Origin of the sequence: Rhabdothermincola salaria (assembly GCF_021246445.1) — a bacterium.
GTDB lineage: Bacteria > Actinomycetota > Acidimicrobiia > Acidimicrobiales > Acidimicrobilacustridaceae > Rhabdothermincola_A > Rhabdothermincola_A salaria.
This window is the reverse complement of sequence record NZ_JAJQXW010000001.1, coordinates 1,823,325-1,840,114: the sequence shown is the minus strand read 5'-3', so window position 1 is coordinate 1,840,114 and position 16,790 is coordinate 1,823,325. Positions and strand designations below refer to the sequence as shown.

Genomic DNA, 16,790 nt, shown 5'->3' with positions numbered 1-16,790 from the left:
TTGCGCGCGCAAATGTTCCGCCTTCCCGAGCGGAATGCCGCCGGGGCCGGGCGGCGTTGGCCAGTCCATGGACCTCACCGCCGCCATGGCCTACCTCCGCGAACGTCGCAACGGGGTGCTCGTCACCCTCAAGTCCGACGGCCGCCCGCAGAGCTCGAACATCATCTACGTGGTCGGCGACGACGATGTCGTACGCGTCAGCGTCACCGACGACCGGGCCAAGACCCGCAACATGCGACGCGACCCCCGGGTGTCGCTGCACGTGAGCGCCGACGACTTCTGGTCCTACGTGGTGGTGGAGGGCGACGCCGACCTGAGCCCCGTGGCCACCGATCCCCACGACGCCACCGTCGACGAGCTCGTCGAGCTGTACCGCGCCATGCAGGGCGAGCACGGCGACTGGGACGAGTACCGCGCCGCCATGGTGGCCGACCAGCGCCTGGTGCTGCGCCTGCGTCCCACCCATGCGTACGGGATGCTCGGCCGCTGACGACGGCTGACGGTCGCCGGCTTCTGCCGGCCACGGTCGAGCGTCGACACCCGCCGTCGCACGGCCGGACGCATCGGCCCGGCGGGCCCGCCGCATCCCCGCCCGGCCCGGGCCCCGTCGGCCCGTACGGACGTTCGTGTCGCAGGGGTCTGGGAAGATGGATCTCGTGGTCGGGCGGCGGGCTCGGCGGGGTCGGCGGGCTGGCCCGCGCCGTCTCGGTGCCCGGCCACACCCCGGTCGGCGGGCGGCTGGGTCGAGCCGGTTCGCTGGTCAGGTGGTGGGGAAGGCGGGGATGACTTCGCGGCCGTAGAGGCGGATCATCTCAGCGATGTCGTCGAACCCGCCGAGCGAGGCCTTGGCGCTGGCTCCGGGCAGCCCGGCGCCGAAGGCGGCGTGCACGTGCTCGCAGCCGGTGAGGTCGCGGTAGCGCTGGACCTGGGCGATGACGTCGTCGGGGGCGCCGAAGAGCAGGCGGTCGGCGGCGATCTCCTCGGCGGGCACGTCCTCGCCGGCGTCGATGCGGGCGAAGAGGGCCTTCTCCTCGTCGTCCTCCACCGACTCGCGCCAGTGCTCCATGAGCCCGCCCACGTACTCGGGCAGCACCTCGTCCATCACCTGGCGACGGTCGGCGCCCACCCACGCGTAGCGCCGCAGCACCCAGTCCGGCGTGGTGCCGGCCGCCGCGCACGACGCCCGGTAGACCTCCAGGCACGACAGGGCCTTGCCGAGTGACTGCACCGGCCCGCACAACCAGGCGTCGCCCAACCGGGCGGCCCGGTCCACGGCGGCGTCGGCCACGCCGGCCACCCACAACGGCGGGTGCGGGTCCTGCACCGGGCGGGGGTGCACGGTGAGCTCGGGGAACGACCAGAAGCGGCCGTCGTAGGAGGTCTCCTCCTCGGTCCACACCAGCTTGAGGATGCGCAGGGCCTCCTCCATGCGGGCGCCGCGCTGGCGGAAGTCCGACCCGTGCACCTGGTACTCGAGGGGCCACCACCCGAGCCCCACTCCGAGCGAGATGCGCCCACCGGACAGCTGGTCGATGGTGGCCACCTGCTCGGCCACCCGCACCGGGTTGTGCACGGGCAGCTGGAAGATGCCGGTGCCCACCCGGAGCGTGGAGGTGCGCGCCGCCACCGCGGCGAGGAAGGTGAGGGGGTCGGCCATGTTGCCCGGCATGAAGTGGTGGTGGCCGATGGTGACCGTGTCGAAGCCGCACTCCTCCGCCAGCACGGCGAGGTCGAAGGTCTCCCGGAACGGGTCCGGGGCCGACAGGTCCTTCAGCAACGGCAACGACAACGAGAACTTCAACGACGGCACTCCATCGGCTTCGAGGGCGCCCCGGCGGGGCGCGACGGGGAGACGGTCCGAGGTCGGGAGTGACCTCGGCGGGAGGCCGGCCTCAGGCCGAGGCCGGCTCCGGAGCGGGCGGCATGTCGATGCCGATCAGCTCGGCGGTGATGGCGGCCACCGGGTTGTGCACGGCCATGGTGAGCGCCGCGGGACCCAACGACATGGAGTACATCTCGGCCAGCTTCACCATGACGAGGCAGAACTGGAAGCCGCCGAGCACCTCGTAGAAGTCGACGTGCGTGGCCGGGCGGCCCATGTGGCGCTCCCACTCGGCGATCGTCTGGGCCCGGTCGAGCATGCCCTCGAGGAGCGGTGCACCGTTGCCCTCGGTGGAGTAGCGCTGCAGGAAGAGCCACCACCCGAGATCGGACTCGGGGTTGCCGAGCGACACCATCTCCCAGTCGAAGACCCCGATGACCTCGGTGCCGCGGTACATCTGGTTGCCGGGGCGGGCGTCGCCCCAGCACAGGGCGGTGTGCTCGCCGTCGTCGGGCCAGTTGGCCATCAGCCACTCGAACGCCGGGTGGGCGATCGGGTGCTGCTCGCCCTTGGTGGCCCACTCCAGATAGCTGGCGAAGTAGTTGCGCCGCTGCTCCGGTCCGAGCTCGCCGTGGTGGGTCTGGTCGAGGTGGTGCAGGCCCACGGCCTGCCAGTCGACCTTGCCCACCCGGGTGAGCACCTCGACCGCGTTGCGGTGCCACTCGTTGCGCTCGTCGACGGTCATGTCGACCACGAAGCCCTCGACCGTGTAGGGCGGGGCGTCGCCCGGGACCAGCCCGTGGAGGCGGTCCATCACGAAGAACGGGGCGCCCAGCACCGCCGGGTCGTCCTCGGCCCACCGGGTGCGGGGCACGGGCACGTCGGTGTCGTACAGGGCCTGCATGACCTCGTACTGGTGGGCCAGCAGTTCGCTCTCCGGGAACAGCTTGTGCACCAGGGGCTGGCTGCGCAGCACCAGCTCGGCGGCCTCGTCGGTGCCGTCGGGGTTGGTCCAGCGGGCGTCGAGCAGGAACGTCTCGTTGGAGAAGCCGCTCGACTGCGGCACCTCGAGGCTGGTGATCTCCACGCCGGACGCTTCGGGCATCTTGTCGGCGAGCCACCGCTCGAGTGCGACCTTGACCTCTGCGGGATCGCGTTGACCTTCGACCGGCATGTGGTGCCCCCCTGGACCTGGCGAATCGGTGAACGGCACCCGACCTCCGGGTGACCGACGTCGCACTCTACGCCGTCGGGTCGGGGGCCTGTCCCGCAGGATCGGGCCGAGCGTCCTCCGCCGCGGTCAGTCGCAGCAGGAGTCGCGCCACCCGCACCCGGTGCAACGGAAGTGGGCGTGCTCGGGAGCCATGTCGCCGCCGCAGTGGGGGCAGTCGATGAACGTGCCGAGCGGTGATCGGGCGCAGCCGGCCGGAGGGGCGGCGGCGCTCACCGGGGTGGGCCCGGGATGCGCAGTGGTGGGTGGTTCGGCCATGGTCCCAGCCTGGCGCGGCGACGCCGCCCGGTCGGGGACCCGTGGTGGTCCCGGCCGGACGGCGTCATCGACCGTCGGGAGGGCTCAGCTCTTGTGGATCTGCTGGGTCAGGTAGTTCTCGACGCCGAGCTGCTCGATGAGGTTGAGCTGGGCGTCCAGCCAGTCGGCGTGCTCCTCCTCGCCCTCGAGGATGTGCTCGAGCAGCTCCCGCGAGCCGTGGTCGTGGCGGTCGCTGCACAGCTCGATGCCCCGGGTGAGGCGCTCGACGGCCTCCGTCTCCACCTCGAGGGCCAGCTTGAGCTTCTCGGGGACGGTCTCGCCCACCCGCACCGCGCCCAGGCGCTGCAGGTTGGGTACGCCGTCGAGGTAGAGGATGCGCTCGATGAGGGCCTCGGCGTCCTTCATCTCGTCGATCGACTCGTCGCGGAACTGGTGGCCGAGGCGCTCGTAGCCCCAGTTCTCGCACATCTTGCCGTCGATGAAGTACTGGTTGATCGCCGTGAGCTCGGCGGTCAGGACCTCGTTGAGGATCTCGATGACGTCGGGGTTGCCGTTCACGAGGTTCGCTCCCAGGGGGGTGGGCCGCCCCTGAAATCAGGCGACGGCGACGCGGATTCCGTAGATCTGCTCGACCGGCTGGCCGGTGCGGGCTGCCAGCAACTCTGCCAGAGCCGGATGGCATCCGCCGCAGCGGGTGCCGGCACCACAGACGTCACCGATCTCGTCGATCGTGCGCGCGCCCTTGTCGACGGCCTTGCGGACCTTGCGGTCGTTGACTCCTCGACAGTGGCAGATGATCACGCGGGACCCACCTGTGGCGAACTCGAGGCATTCGGTGATCCGAACGCTTCCGTTAAGTCTGCCTAACGAGAGTGAGTTGGTCAACCCCCTGTTCGCCCTCCCGGGTGAGGGGCGATCAGGCGCCGTGGGTGGGGAACCCGGGGACGAGGCCGTAGAGGGGGTCGTCAGGACCGCGACGGCCGACCCCGATGCCGTCGGGGATCGGCCAGGCCTGCTCGGGGGTCACGGCCTGCACCCACTCGGTGGTGGCCACCCGCCGGGCGATGCGCCATCCGTTGGCGTCGCGGCGTTCGAAGCGGTCGAGGAACCGGAAGCCGATGGTGAGGTTCAGCTTCGGGTCGGGATCGCTCGAGCGGTGGTGGGCGATGCCGTAGGTCTCGGATCGGGCCAGGTCGCCCTCGACCTCCACCAGCTGGTTGGCGACCAGGTGGAAGGTGGCGTCGTAGCGGCCGAGCAGGCGCTCGACCCAGGCCAGGTACTCGTCGACGGTGCCCACGAACGTGCCGTGGTCGTCGATGGCGTCGGGGTGGTAGCAGGAGCGCACCAGGGCCAGGTCCATGCGGTCGATGCCCCGGCAGTAGTGGCGCACCACGTCGCGGATGGCCTCGACGTCGACCAGGCGGGCCAGGGTCGCGGGATCGGTGGCCCGGGCCGACTGCGCAGGCCGGCCGGCGTCGGGGGTCTGGCCGGCGTCGGTGGGTGGGCCGGGATCGTCGGTGGTCCGGCTGGGATCGGCGGCGTCGGGGCCCACCATCAGTCCCCCGTGGGGCGCGGGGTGGCGGCCGGCGCCGACGACGATCCGCCGTCGACCACGACCTCGGCGCCCGACACGTACGAGGCGTCGTCGGAGGCCAGGTAGCAGACGACCGAGGCCACCTCCTCGGGTTGGCCGGCCCGTTGCAGGGGGATGCCCGCGAAGCGGGCGTCGCCCATGCCGGTGGTGTCCGGCGGCAGCATCGACGTCTCGATGGGCCCGGGCATCACCGCGTTGACGCGGACGCCCTCGGGCCCGAGCTCCTGGGCCGCGGTGCGGGTGAGGCCCCGCAGGGCCCACTTCGACGCGCCGTAGGCGCCCTGCCACGCGTAGCCGTGCACCGAGGCGAGGGACACCACGTTCACGACCGCCCCGCCTCCGTGCTGGCGGAACGCCGGGAGGACGGCCTGCAGGCCGAGGAACGGGCCGATGGCGTTGACGTCGAACGCCCGGCGCAACCGGTCGGCGGTCTCGTCCTCGAGGGGGCGCCGCCAGTAGACGCCGGCGTTGTTGACCAACACGTCGAGGCGCCCGAAGGCGGTGCCGGCCAGCTCCACCGCCGCCGTCCAGCCATCGGCGTCGGTGACGTCGTGGGTGAGGAACCGCGCCGCGCCGCCGAGGTCGGCGGCCACCGCCTCCCCCTCGTCGGTGAGCACGTCGGTGAGCACCACCCTCGCCCCTTCGGCGACCAGGCGGCGGGCGATGGCCTCGCCCATCCCTCGTCCGGCACCGGTCACGATCGCCACCTTGTCGTCGAAGCGGCCGTCGGTCATCGAGCTCCCCCTGGGTCGGCGTCGGATCCGTCGGGCACCTTGACAGATCCGCAGGGCCCGCGCTCGACTGCCGCCGGGCCGGCACCAGGCGGGCCCGACGAGATCGATGGGGGAAGCAGATGCACGCGATGGGCGCAGTGGTCATCACCGGTGGGGCGTCGGGGATCGGTCGGGCCAGCGCCCGCGCCGTCGCCGCCCAGGGCCGAGGGGTGGCCCTGTGGGACCTCGACGGTGACCGGGCCGCCGCCGAAGCCGCGGCCATCGCCGAGGAGTTCGGGGTGGCCGCCCACGGCCACCAGATCGACGTCACCGACGCCGCCGCCTTCGACGCCGCCATCGACGCCAGCCGTCAGGTGGTGGGGCCCATCGGCGGTCTCGTGCACGCCGCCGGTGTGGTGCGCGCCGACGGCCTCGGCCAGCTCGACGCCGACGCCTGGGACGCCGTGCTCGACGTGAACCTGCGGGCCTTCCCGCTGCTCACCCAGGCCCTGTTGCCCGAGCTGCGCTCGGTGTCGGGGGCGGCCGTCGTCGGCATCTCGTCGATCGAGGGGTGGATCGGCAACGGTGCCATCCCCGCCTACTGCGCCTCCAAGGCCGGACTCCTCGGTGCGGTGCGGTCCATGGCCGCCCAGCTCGGCCCCGAAGGGGTGCGGGTCAACGCCGTGTGCCCCGGCTACATCGAGACGCCGATGCTGGCCGACGCCCTCGAGGTGCCGGGCCTGCGCGAGGAGTTCTCCAACTCGTCGGTGCTCGGCCGGGTGGGCCAGCCGGAGGAGATCGGCGCCCCGGTGGCGTTCCTGTTGTCCGACGCGGCGTCGTTCATCACCGGCGCCTCCATCGTCGTCGACGGCGGGACGACAGCCGTCGACTGACACCCGCTCCCGGGTCACCGGGTCGCCGGGTCAGCCAGGCGGGGGCCAGGGGGCGATCTTGGGCCACGGGGCGGCCTCTTCGATCTGGGAGGCCACCTGCAACAAGATGCCCTCGCGGTTGTGGGTGGCCACGAACTGGGCGCCGATGGGCAGGCCGTCGTCGTCGTGGCCGGCGGGCACCGACATGGCCGGCATGCCGGTGACGTTGGCGGGGGCGGTCATCTCGCTGTACGCCCCCGCCCGGGTGAACATGGCCTCGGGGCTGGTGGTGTCGAGCCAGCCCAACTCGGGCACCCGGGGGTTCAGCGTGGGGCACAGCCACAGGTCGTGGTCGACGAAGAAGTCGGCCACCGACCGGCTCACCACCTCGATGCCCTGCAGGGCGCGGTTGAGATCCTGCGCCGACATCTGCAGGCTGCGCTCGTGCATGAAGCGGACGAAGGGCTCGAGGTCGTCGTCGCCCAGCTCCCGGCCCAGCTCGGCCAGCCGCTCCTCGACCTGAGCCGCCGACATGGCGCCCATCACCACCGAGACGGCCTCGACGACCTGGCCCGGGTCGTAGACCGGGCGGGCCTCGGTGACCTCGTGGCCGAGCTCGGCGCACACCTTCGCCATCCGCTCGACGGCGGCGGCCACGGCCGGGTCGGCCGGGTTGCCCGCCACCGAGGAGGTGGAGAACCCGATGCGCAACGGGTGCGGAGGCTCGGCCAACACGGCCATGAACGTGCCTGCCCGCGGGGTGGGGGGCGCGTTGAACGGGTCGCCGGGCATCCCTCCGGCGGTGGCGTCGAGGATGGCGGCGCTGTCGCGCACGGATCGGGTGAGGGCATGGCCGACCGAGAGCGGATACGAGAAGAACGACGGCGCCGGCCACGACGGCGTGCGGGCCCGCGTGGGCTTGAGCCCGAACAACCCGCAGGCCGACGACGGGATGCGGATGGATCCGCCGCCGTCGTTGCCGTGCCCGGCCGGCACCATGCCCCCCGCCACGGCGGCCGCGGTACCCCCGCTGGACCCGCCCGTGGAGTGGGTGGTGCGCCACGGGTTGCGGGTGGGTCCGTGCAGCAGGGGTTCGGTGCTGGCGTTCTTGCCGAACTCGGGGGAGTTGGTGTTGCCCAGGATCACCAGCCCGGCGGTCCGGTAGCGCCGGGTGAGCTCGCTGTCCTCGGCGGCGACGACGTCGGCGAAGAGCCGGCTGCCGCGGGTGGCGGGCAGGCCGGCCACGTCGCAGCCCAGGTCCTTGACCACGAAGGGCACGCCCTTGAGGGGGCCCTCGGGAAGCCCGGCGTCGACCTCGGCGAGCGCCTGCTCGAAGCGGGTGGCCACCACGGCGTTCAGGGCCGGGTTGCGTTCCTCGATCCGGGCGATCGAGGCCTCCACCAGCTCGCGAGGGGCGATCTCGCCGTTGACGACCATCCAGGCCAGGTCGAGGACGTCGCGAGTGTCGAGGAGCTCGGCGAGATCGGTCATCGGGGTGCCTCCAGGTGGGCGGCGTAGCGAGTCGTGTAGTCGGCGAAGCGTTCGGCCAGGGCGTCGGGTGACACGCCGAAGTCGTCGAGGGAGTACTGGTGGGAGCCGTGGGCCCCCTGGGTGTGGGTGGCGGCGTGGCGGTGCATGGCGTCGCTGGCCTCCGGCGAGAGGCGCTGGCCGAGCTGCTCGTAGACGGTGGTGACCGTGCCCATCGGGTCGGCCACCAGGTCGGCGTAGGCCACGTCGACGAAGCTACCCCCCTTGCCCCGGGCCTCCATGGCGTCGCGGAAGGCGCTCTGGCGCTCGAGCAGCGTGACCACCACGTCGGTCCAGGCCTCGGCGATGTAGGCGGTGCGGTCGGCGTCGCTGAAGGTGCCGGTGAGCGACCGCACCAGGCTCAGCACCGATGCCGTCACCCGCACCGGGTCGCGGTGGGTGAGCACGAACCGGGCGTCGGGGTAGACGGCGGCGAGGGCGGACGGGTCCACCAGGTGCACCGGCGACTTGAGCTGCCACTGGCCCGGGCACTGCGACTGGAGCACCTGCAGCACCTGGCGGTGGTAGCGGTAGGCCTCGGTGTGGTCGGCCGCGAACAGCCACCGGCGGTACGTCTCGACGTTGTACACGGTGGCCAGGTGGAGGCTGGTGAAGTGCTGGCCCAGCACGGTGGCGCACTCGACCGGCATGTCGGGCGGGTCGAAGTGGATGGCCTTGAACTCGGGGTTGATGAGGTCGAGCATGTTCGGCGCCTCCATGGCGGCGACGAAGCGGGGGTCCTCCCGGTAGCCCTGGGCGGTCGGCGGAGGCACCGACTCGTTGGCCTCCCAGGCCAGCAGCGAGCGGTTCGCGGGGTCGGCCCCCAACAGGTGGCTGAGCGCGGTGGTGCCGGTGCGGGGCAACCCGATGAGGAAGATCGGCGATTCGACCGACGCCGCCCCCACCTCGGGGTGGCGGGCGTGCCAGTCGGTGACCCGCAGACGGTTGGTGAGCGAACCGATCGCCATGGCCTCCACCGAGGCCTCACCGATGGCGTTCAGGGCGCCATCGGCGCCCGCCGAACCCAGGAACACCTCGAGGGCCTCCCGGTAGGAGGGGTGCCCGAAGTCGGTGAGACCGCCGGCGGCCTCGCTGGCTCGCTCTTCGAACCCGTCGGCATCGAACTGCATCGTCGTCCCTCCCCCGATCCCGGCCCCCTGCCGGGATCGGCCGACCGTAGTGGTCGGCAGCGGTGTCGTCACCAGGAGGAGAGCGGGTGCCGCTGCAGCCCTCGAGAGGGGACTGCTAGACACGCGCCATGACGAGCGACGCACCCCTCGACGGCACCCACGCCCTGGTGATCGGCGGCAGCAGCGGTATCGGCCTGGCCACGGCGCGCCTGCTGGCGGCCGACGGCTGCCGGGTCACCATCGCCGGGCGCGACGAGCAGCGCTTGGTCGACGCCCTGCGCGTCCTGGCGGCCGAGGGCCTCGAGGTGCACCCCTGCCCCTGCGACACCCTGCGCCCCATGGACGTGGCCGATGCCGTGGCCTTCGCGGCCGACGGCGACAGCCTCGAGATCGCGGTGACGGTGCCCGGAGGAGGGAGCCCCTCCCGCCTCGTCGACTACGACCCCGACCAGTTCAGTGCCGAGGTCGACCGCAACGTGCGCCCGGTGTTCCTCCTGCTCAAGTACGCCGTGCCGGCGATGCCGCCCGGCGGCTCCATCGTGGCCGTGTCGTCCACCGCCGCGGCCTTCTCCACAAAGGGCCTGGCCTCGTACAAGACCGGCAAGGCCGCCGTCGACGCGCTCGTCGAGGTGGCCGCCGACGAGCTCGGCGAGGAGGGCATCCGGGTGAACTCGGTGCGTCCCGGGCTCACCCGCACCGCCAGCACCACCGGTCTGTTCGCCGACGACGACATGATGGCGGCCTTCCTGGCCAACCAACCCCTCGCCCGCGGCGGTGAGGCGGACGACATCGCCCAGGCCATCCGCTACCTGGCCGGGCCGGAGTCGAGCTGGGTCACCGGCCAGCACCTCACCGTCGACGGTGGGCACACCCTGCGGGCCTTCCCCGACATGCGCCCGCCCCGCCCGGACGGCCAGGAGTCGGTGAGCGCCGCCGCCGAGGAGGCCGAAGAAGAGGTCGAAGCCGAGATCGAGGCCGCGGGCGAGGGCGAGACCCCGGTCCCCGCCGACGCATGAGCCCCGACGACGCCACCGGGGCCCCCGACCTGCCCGGTGGGTGGGGGCCGACCCTGGCCGACCTGTCGCAGCGCCGAGCCGCGTCGCGGGCCATGGGCGGCGAGGAGCGGTTGGCCAAGCGCCACGCCCGCGGCCTCATGGACGCCCGCCAGCGCGTCGAGCACCTGCTCGACCCCGGCACCTTCCGCGAGATCGGCACGCTGGTGGGCGAGTCCATCGCGTCCGACGGCATCGTGGCCGGCGCCGGCCGCATCGACGGCCGCCCGGTCATGGTCGGGGCCGAGGACTTCACCACCCTCGCCGGCTCGATCGGGCCGGGCAGCAGCTCCAAGCGCTATCGCATCGCCGAGCTGGCGCTGCGTGACCGCATGCCGCTGCTCATGTTGTTGGAGGGTGCCGGGCACCGCGGTGGCGGGGGAGGGGGCCGGGCCCCCACCGACCTGCTCATCCAGGCCCAGTGCTCGGGACGGGTGCCGGTGCTCAGCGCGGTCATGGGCCCCTCGGCCGGTCACGGTGCCCTCATCGTGCCCATGAGCGACTTCAGCGTCATGACCGCCGACGGCGCGGTGTTCACCGCCGGGCCACCGGTGGTGAAGGAGTCGCTCGGCGAGGAGATCTCCAAGGAGGACCTGGGCGGGCCGTCGGTGGCCGTGGCCAGCGGCCTCATCCACAACGTCACGCCGGACGACGCCTCGGCGCTCGACATGCTGCGCCACTACCTCGAGTTCTTCCCGTCGAGCGCCTGGAGCCACCCGCCCCGCGTCGGTGGCGGCGACCAGGGGCCGAGGCCCACCGACGAGCTGCTCGGCATCGTGCCCCGCGACACCCGGCGGGTCTACGACATGGCCGACGTGCTCGACGTGGTCGTCGACGACGGCCACTGGTTCGAGGTCCAGCCCGGCTTCGGCCCGTCCATCATCTGCGCCCTCGCCCACCTCGGCGGCGATCCGGTGGCCATCGTGGCCAACCAGCCCAGCGTGCTGGCCGGGTCGGTCGACGCCGACGCCGCCGACAAGGCCGCCCACTTCATCTCCGTGGCCGACTCCTTCCACCTGCCGCTGGTCTTCCTGGCCGACAACCCGGGCATGCTCCCGGGGCGGGCCTCCGAGCGGGCCGGGGTGCTGCGCAGCGGAGCGCGCATGTTCGCGGCGCAGACCCAGGCCACCAGCCCCAAGCTGCACCTCACCCTGCGCAAGGCCTACGGCTTCGGTTCCATGGTGATGTCCCTGGTCGGCTTCGACGGCCAGTCGGCCACCTTCGCCTATCCCGGGGCCACCCTCGGGGCCATGGGTGCCGCGGCCATGAGCCGGGCCACCGGTGCCGACGTCGACGAGGCCACGCTGCTGCGTGAGGCCGAGCTGGAGGCCTCGTACCGGTCGGCCGCCAACCTCGGCTTCGACGAGCTCATCGACCCGCGCGAGACCCGCACCGTGCTGCTCGACGCCCTCCGGCGGGCCCTGTCGCGTCGCCAGGCCCCGCCCGAACCCGTCCAGCGCACCGCCATCACCCCCTGACCGTCATCACCGCCTGACCGTCATCACCCCCTGACCGCCCGCCCCCTCGGGTGAACTGCGGGCGACCGGCACTACCATCGGCCGACGTGGTGCTCGGAGGCCTCTTGGGGGTCGTGGCCGGCGTTCTCGCCGTGGGAGGGATGGCCAAGCTGCGCGCCCCGGCCGCCACCGTGCCCATGCTCGAGGCCCTGCGCCTGCCCGCCCGACCCGCCCTGGCCCGGCTCCTCGGCGCCGCCGAGGTGGCCATCGGGGTCGCCACCTACCTGTTCGGCGGCCCGTGGCTGGCGGCCGCCACCGCGGTGCTGTTCGTGGTCTTCACCGGCTCGGTGCTGCGCCTGCGTGCCGCGGGCGAGGCGGCCGTCTCCTGTGGCTGCTTCGGGGCCTCGTCGGCCCCGCCCACCCTGGTGCACGCCGTCGTCGACGGGGCGGCCGCCCTCGTCGCCGTCTCCGCCGCGGTCACCGGGGCGCCGGGCTTCATCGAGATGCGCCCCGACCTGCCCGCCGCCGGCGTCGCCTACCTGTCGGTGTCGTTCGTCGCCGTGGGCCTCGGGGTCGCCCTGCTCACCGCCCTGCCCGAGGCGCTCGTCGCCGCCCGCCGCACCCCCGGCTCCGCCGGGACCGGCCGACCCGTTCGCTCCTTCTCCGTGGAGGCCCCCCTCACATGAGCCGACCGTCATGAGCCGTGCCACCACGACGCTGGTCGACAAGGTCGCCGGCGCCCTCTCCGCCCGAATGGGCCGCCGCGGCTTCTTCGCCCGCAGCGCGGTGGTCGGCTCGGCCATCGCCGCCAATCCCGTCTCCTATGCCCTCACCCCCACCGACGCCTACGCCGCGGTGTGCTCGTGCCAGGGGCAGGCCTGCGCGTGCGGCTCGTTGTGCTGCGACGGCTACACCGAGTTCTGCTGCACCCTCACCGGTCGCAACCAGTGCCCTCCGGGTTCGCTGCTCGCCGGTTGGTGGAAGGTCGACGGCACCGGGTTCTGCAGCGGCCCCCGCTACTACATGGACTGCAACGCGCCCTGCAACGGCTGCGGGTGCGGCGGCAGCGGCGTGTGCAGCGGTTCCTGCTCGGGCACCGGGTGCGGGTGCGCCAACGGCGACTGCAACAACCGCAAGGCCGGCTGCACCAACTTCCGCTACGGCCAGTGCAACCAGGGTGTGGCGTGCGTGGGTCCGATCATCTGCCGGCTCGTCACGTGCATCGCGCCGTGGGAGATCGACGGCACCTGCACCGGCACCATCCGCGTCGACAACGCCACCGCCACCCACGACCGCTCCTGCCTGCACGGGGTGACCGGCCAGATCGACTCCGCCACCGAGGTCTCGGGGGGCATCCGCGTCAAGGGGTGGGCCATCGACTGGGACACCAACGCCTCCGTCGACGTCCGGCTCATCATGAACAGCGAGGTCGTCGCCGTGGTGCGCGCCGACCGCCCTCGGTCCGACATCGCCGCCGCCCACCCGGGCATGGGCCCCAACCACGGGTTCGATGTCGTCCTGCCCGGCTCCCAGGGCGGCCAGCGCCAGGTCTGCGCCGTCGCGGTCAACATCGGCCCGGGTTCCGACGGCATCATCGGTTGCCGCACCGTCGTGAGCCGCAACCCCTTCGGGGTCATCGACAACGTGACCGTCGGAACGGGCAAGGTCACCGTCGAGGGGTGGGCGATCGATCCCGACACCACGAACCCCATCGACGTGCACGTGTACGTGGCCGGCAAGGGCGTGGCGGTGCGCGCCGACCGGCGCCGTGCGGACCTCGACGTCGCCTTCGGCATGGGCGCCGACCACGGCTTCCGGGTCACGATCGACGTCCCGCAGGGGCGTCACCGGGTCGACGTCTACGCCATCAACGTCGGGGGCGGGTCGGGCAACGTGCTGCTCGGGTCGCGGACGATCGAAGTGGGAACCCCGATCGGGACGGTCGAGCGCGTCGATCCGGCTCCGGGTGGGTTGCGGGTGCGGGGCTGGGCGCGCGATCCCGACACCACCGATCCCATCCAGGTCCACCTCTACGTGGCCGGCAAGGGCCTGGCGGTGCTCGCCGACGATCCCCGACCCGCGCTGAGCTCGACCAGCCCTTCCACCAACCACGGTTTCGATGTCGTGGTGCCGGCCCCACCGGGCAGCCACGAGCTGGTCGCCTACGCCATCAACGATCGCCCCGGCCCCAACGCCTTGATCGCCGTGCGGCCCGTCAACGTGCTCTCCGGGGCACCCTTCGGTGCCCTCGACGTCGTGCGCGCCGGACCGGGCAAGATCGCCGTCGCCGGTTGGCTCCTCGACCCCGACAGCTCCGACCCCGTCGACGTGCACGTGTACGTCGACGGCGTCGGCCACGTCCTGCGGGCCGATCGCCGGCGCTCCGACGTGGCTGCGGCCTACCCGGGGTACGGGTCGGCGCGGGGCTTCTCGGCCGAGCTGCCGGCCTCCTCCGGGCTCCGGACGGTGTGCGCCTACGGCATCAACCTCGGCCCCGGTTCGAACAGCCTGATCGGATGTCGATCGGTGTTGGTGGGCGGCTCGCCGTTCGGGTCTCTCGACGTGGCAAGAGGGGGGTCCGGCACCATCCGGCTGCAGGGCTGGGCCATCGACCCCGACACCGCGGGACCGATCGACGTGCACGTGTACGTCGACGGTGTCGGCGCGGGAGTCGCCACGGCATCGAAGAACCGCAGCGACGTCGGCGCCGCCCATCCCCTGTACGGGCCGTCACACGGCTTCGACGTCACGGTCGGGGCGTCTCGCGGGTCCCGGACGGTCTGCGTGTACCTGATCAACCGCGGCCGGGGCGACAACGTGCTCCTGGCCTGCCGCTCGGTGAGGGTCTCGTGACCGTCGTCGTGGTGCTGTTGGCCCTCGTGGTGGCCCTCCTCGCGGTGCTCGTCGTCGGGCTGCTGCGCAGCCACGCCGAGATCCTGCGCCGCCTCCACGAGCTCGGGGCCGGCATCTACGACGAGAGTGCCGACGGCGCCGACCCCACCGACCCGTCGGGCACCGGGTCCACCACGGGAGGGGTGCGCTCTCCGGTCGAGATCCGCACCCGACCCGGGGTGCCCGAGCCGCGATCGCAGACCGGCGTGGTGAGCACCGACGCCCACGACATCGCCGGCGTCACCCCCGACGGGGCGGCCACGGTGGCGGGGGTGGTCGGCACCGACCACACCACCTTGTTGGCGTTCCTGTCGAGCGGCTGTGGCACCTGCGCCGACTTCTGGCAGGCCTTCGCCGACGGCGAGGGCACCCGACTGCCCGGGCGCGACACCCGCCTGGTGGTCGTCACCAAGGGTCCCGAGGCCGAGAGCGTGAGCGCGGTGGCCGGCCTGGCCCCGACGGGGGTCACCACCCTCATGTCGAGTGCGGCGTACGACGAGTACGGCGTGCCGGCCAACCCCTACTTCATCCTCGTCGACGGCCCCTCGGGAGCCGTGCTCGGCGAAGGGGCGGCGGCCACCTGGGCCCAGGTGGCCAACCTCCTGGGTCAGGCCGCGGCCGACGCCGGCCACGACGTGGACGGCTCGTCGCTGCACCGCTCGGCCCCCGCCGGCCGCCTCACCGGCCCGGAGCGCACCGCCCGGGCCGACCGCGACCTGCGCGCCGCCGGCATCGGCCCCGGCCACCCCAGCCTCTATCCCAGCCAGCTGATCGCCGACGACGATCCCGCCGACGGAGACGACGACGACGCCGCCGCCGGGCCCGACGCCCGCGACGCGCCCTTGCCGTAGGCCGTGCCCGTCGCCCTGGTCGTCGTCGGCCTGGTCTCGGCCGTCATCGGGGCCATCCGCTCCACGTGGTCGCCCTGAGGGGAGTCGATGCTCTCGAGCATCACTCCGCTCGGTGAGCGGGGACGAGCCCAACGGTGGTGGTTGACCGTCACCGCCCACATCCTCGGGTCGGCGCTCGGCGGCGCCCTGCTCGGCGCGCTCCTGGGCCTGGTGGGCACCCCGCTGGTGGCCTGGATCGGAGAGGTGGCCGTCGCCGTCGTCGTGGGCGTGGTGGCGCTCGGTGCGCTCGCGGCCGACGCCTCCGGGGGTCGGCTGCCCCTGCCCCGCTACGGCCGGCAGGTCAACGAGGACTGGATGACCTCCTACCGGGGCTGGGTCTACGGCGGCGGGTTCGGCCTCCAGCTCGGTGCCGGACTCACCACCATCGTCACCGCTGGGCTCGTCTACGTGGTCTTCGTGACCTGCCTGCTGTCGGGTTCGTGGCTGCTGGGGGGCCTGATCGGGCTGACCTTCGGTCTGGTGCGCGGCCTGGCGATCCTGGCCGCCCGGGGGGTGCACGACCCCGACGCCCTCGTGGTCTTCCACCGCCGCCTCCAGGCCCGGGCCTCGTGGGCCCGGGTGGCCACCGTGGTCGGCGACCTCGCCGTCGTGGTGGTGGCGGTCGGAGCCACCGTCACCCTGGCCTGAGGCCGGCCGAGACGACGCGGGCGGCCCCTCCCCGCGCAGCCGGCGTCGGCGTCGGACCCCGGCGCCGCCTCCCGCCGGCGGGTCGTTCGGTGGCAGACTGGCGGATCATGCCGACGTTGTCCGCCCACGGCCTCACCGTCGCCCCACCCAACGGGTGGGACGCCCAGATCTACCGCCGCGACCCGGACCCGCTGCCCGACCCCCGGGCACCGGAGACGCTGGCCCCGTTCGGCGGAGCCGAGTCGGTGCCGCCCATCGCCCACGTGGCCAACTTCGGGCTGCCGCCGGTGCGGGGCGACTTCGGCGGCGGTGCCGTCGAGCTCATGGAGTCGGGCGCGATCTTCATCTCGCTGCTCGAGCACCCGGTCGAGGAGGCGGCCACGGCCCTCTTCGCCGGCCAGGCCATCCCGTGGCCGTTCGCCGGCGACGACTTCTCGCCCGACACCCTCCAGCGCGGCATCGCCGGCCAGGCCGGCCTCCAGCGCTTCTTCGTCGCCGAGGGACGGCCCTTCTGCCTCTACGTGGTGATCGGCAGCCACCGGCTCCGCAACGTGCTGGTGCGCGAGGTCAACGCCGTGCTGGCCAGCGTCACGTTCGCCTGACCCGGGGCCCCGCCCACCCGTCGTCAGCACCCGGCCCCGCACCGGGCCGACGTGACCGTGTCGGCCCCGATCGAGCCCCCACCGCCCCGCCGGGTCGGCGGT

The 16,790-nt window shown here is 73.1% G+C and carries 18 protein-coding genes; 9 read left to right on the top strand and 9 right to left on the bottom strand.

What is annotated here, in order from left to right; translation table 11 throughout:
- Window positions 1–67 precede the first annotated feature (67 nt).
- Entirely contained in the window at window positions 68–490 is a 423-nt protein-coding gene (locus LUW87_RS08540; protein WP_232670717.1) for a PPOX class F420-dependent oxidoreductase, read from the top strand.
- A 270-nt stretch (window positions 491–760) separates the two neighbouring features.
- Here the strand turns inward: LUW87_RS08540 and LUW87_RS08535 are convergent, their stop codons facing one another.
- The 7 genes from LUW87_RS08535 to LUW87_RS08505 all read right to left on the bottom strand — a co-directional run bounded on the left by LUW87_RS08535 (window position 761) and on the right by LUW87_RS08505 (window position 5,639).
- Window positions 761–1,801, bottom strand: a complete 1,041-nt coding sequence (locus LUW87_RS08535; protein ID WP_232670716.1) for an LLM class flavin-dependent oxidoreductase — start codon at window positions 1,799–1,801, stop codon at window positions 761–763.
- A gap of 91 nt (window positions 1,802–1,892) precedes the next feature.
- Entirely contained in the window at window positions 1,893–2,996 is a 1,104-nt protein-coding gene (locus LUW87_RS08530; protein WP_232670715.1) for a phosphotransferase family protein, read from the bottom strand.
- 126 nt (window positions 2,997–3,122) lie between these two features.
- Window positions 3,123–3,311 (bottom strand): hypothetical protein, encoded by a 189-nt coding sequence (locus LUW87_RS08525; RefSeq protein WP_232670714.1) that lies wholly within the window; start codon window positions 3,309–3,311, stop codon window positions 3,123–3,125.
- An 84-nt stretch (window positions 3,312–3,395) separates the two neighbouring features.
- The gene (bfr, locus tag LUW87_RS08520) at window positions 3,396–3,869 is read right to left on the bottom strand and encodes a bacterioferritin (protein WP_232670713.1); all 474 of its coding nucleotides are present in this window, start codon (window positions 3,867–3,869) and stop codon (window positions 3,396–3,398) included.
- 36 nt (window positions 3,870–3,905) lie between these two features.
- Window positions 3,906–4,112 carry a (2Fe-2S)-binding protein gene (locus LUW87_RS08515; protein ID WP_232670712.1) on the bottom strand — a complete coding sequence of 69 codons (207 nt, stop codon included), beginning with the start codon at window positions 4,110–4,112 and terminating at the stop codon, window positions 3,906–3,908.
- Between the two features lie 115 nt (window positions 4,113–4,227).
- Window positions 4,228–4,866: a nuclear transport factor 2 family protein gene (locus LUW87_RS08510; protein ID WP_232670711.1), complete on the bottom strand. Its 639-nt coding sequence runs from the start codon at window positions 4,864–4,866 to the stop codon at window positions 4,228–4,230.
- On the bottom strand, window positions 4,866–5,639 hold the full coding sequence (locus LUW87_RS08505) for an SDR family NAD(P)-dependent oxidoreductase (protein WP_232670710.1): 774 nt from the start codon (window positions 5,637–5,639) through the stop codon (window positions 4,866–4,868). Before LUW87_RS08505 ends, LUW87_RS08510 begins: the two co-directional genes overlap by 1 nt.
- Before the next feature lie 128 nt (window positions 5,640–5,767).
- Between LUW87_RS08505 and LUW87_RS08500 the strand changes: the two genes are divergently transcribed.
- Window positions 5,768–6,511 (top strand): SDR family NAD(P)-dependent oxidoreductase, encoded by a 744-nt coding sequence (locus tag LUW87_RS08500; protein ID WP_232670709.1) that lies wholly within the window; start codon window positions 5,768–5,770, stop codon window positions 6,509–6,511.
- Window positions 6,512–6,541: 30 nt separating this feature from the next.
- Here the strand turns inward: LUW87_RS08500 and LUW87_RS08495 are convergent, their stop codons facing one another.
- Complete coding sequence (locus LUW87_RS08495; protein ID WP_232670708.1) at window positions 6,542–7,981, bottom strand: amidase; 1,440 nt, start codon at window positions 7,979–7,981, stop codon at window positions 6,542–6,544.
- The gene (locus LUW87_RS08490; protein WP_232670707.1) at window positions 7,978–9,147 is read right to left on the bottom strand and encodes a sulfotransferase family protein; all 1,170 of its coding nucleotides are present in this window, start codon (window positions 9,145–9,147) and stop codon (window positions 7,978–7,980) included. The genes LUW87_RS08495 and LUW87_RS08490 overlap by 4 nt, the downstream gene beginning before the upstream one ends.
- 128 nt (window positions 9,148–9,275) lie before the next feature.
- On the opposite strand from LUW87_RS08490, the gene LUW87_RS08485 reads away from it, so the two are divergent.
- The 7 genes from LUW87_RS08485 (at window position 9,276) to LUW87_RS08455 (ending at window position 16,688) form a co-directional block, all read left to right on the top strand.
- Window positions 9,276–10,163, top strand: coding sequence for an SDR family NAD(P)-dependent oxidoreductase (locus LUW87_RS08485; RefSeq protein WP_232670706.1), 888 nt, complete (start codon window positions 9,276–9,278; stop codon window positions 10,161–10,163).
- Complete coding sequence (locus tag LUW87_RS08480; RefSeq protein WP_232670705.1) at window positions 10,160–11,677, top strand: acyl-CoA carboxylase subunit beta; 1,518 nt, start codon at window positions 10,160–10,162, stop codon at window positions 11,675–11,677. Before LUW87_RS08485 ends, LUW87_RS08480 begins: the two co-directional genes overlap by 4 nt.
- Before the next feature lie 86 nt (window positions 11,678–11,763).
- Window positions 11,764–12,342 carry a MauE/DoxX family redox-associated membrane protein gene (locus tag LUW87_RS08475; RefSeq protein ID WP_232670704.1) on the top strand — a complete coding sequence of 193 codons (579 nt, stop codon included), beginning with the start codon at window positions 11,764–11,766 and terminating at the stop codon, window positions 12,340–12,342.
- Between the two features lie 10 nt (window positions 12,343–12,352).
- On the top strand, window positions 12,353–14,509 hold the full coding sequence (locus tag LUW87_RS08470) for a hypothetical protein (protein ID WP_232670703.1): 2,157 nt from the start codon (window positions 12,353–12,355) through the stop codon (window positions 14,507–14,509).
- Window positions 14,506–15,399 (top strand): hypothetical protein, encoded by an 894-nt coding sequence (locus tag LUW87_RS08465; RefSeq protein WP_232670702.1) that lies wholly within the window; start codon window positions 14,506–14,508, stop codon window positions 15,397–15,399. Before LUW87_RS08470 ends, LUW87_RS08465 begins: the two co-directional genes overlap by 4 nt.
- Before the next feature lie 87 nt (window positions 15,400–15,486).
- Window positions 15,487–16,086, top strand: coding sequence for a hypothetical protein (locus tag LUW87_RS08460; protein WP_232670701.1), 600 nt, complete (start codon window positions 15,487–15,489; stop codon window positions 16,084–16,086).
- A 107-nt stretch (window positions 16,087–16,193) separates the two neighbouring features.
- Window positions 16,194–16,688 (top strand): hypothetical protein, encoded by a 495-nt coding sequence (locus LUW87_RS08455; RefSeq protein ID WP_232670700.1) that lies wholly within the window; start codon window positions 16,194–16,196, stop codon window positions 16,686–16,688.
- Window positions 16,689–16,790: the final 102 nt, after the last annotated feature.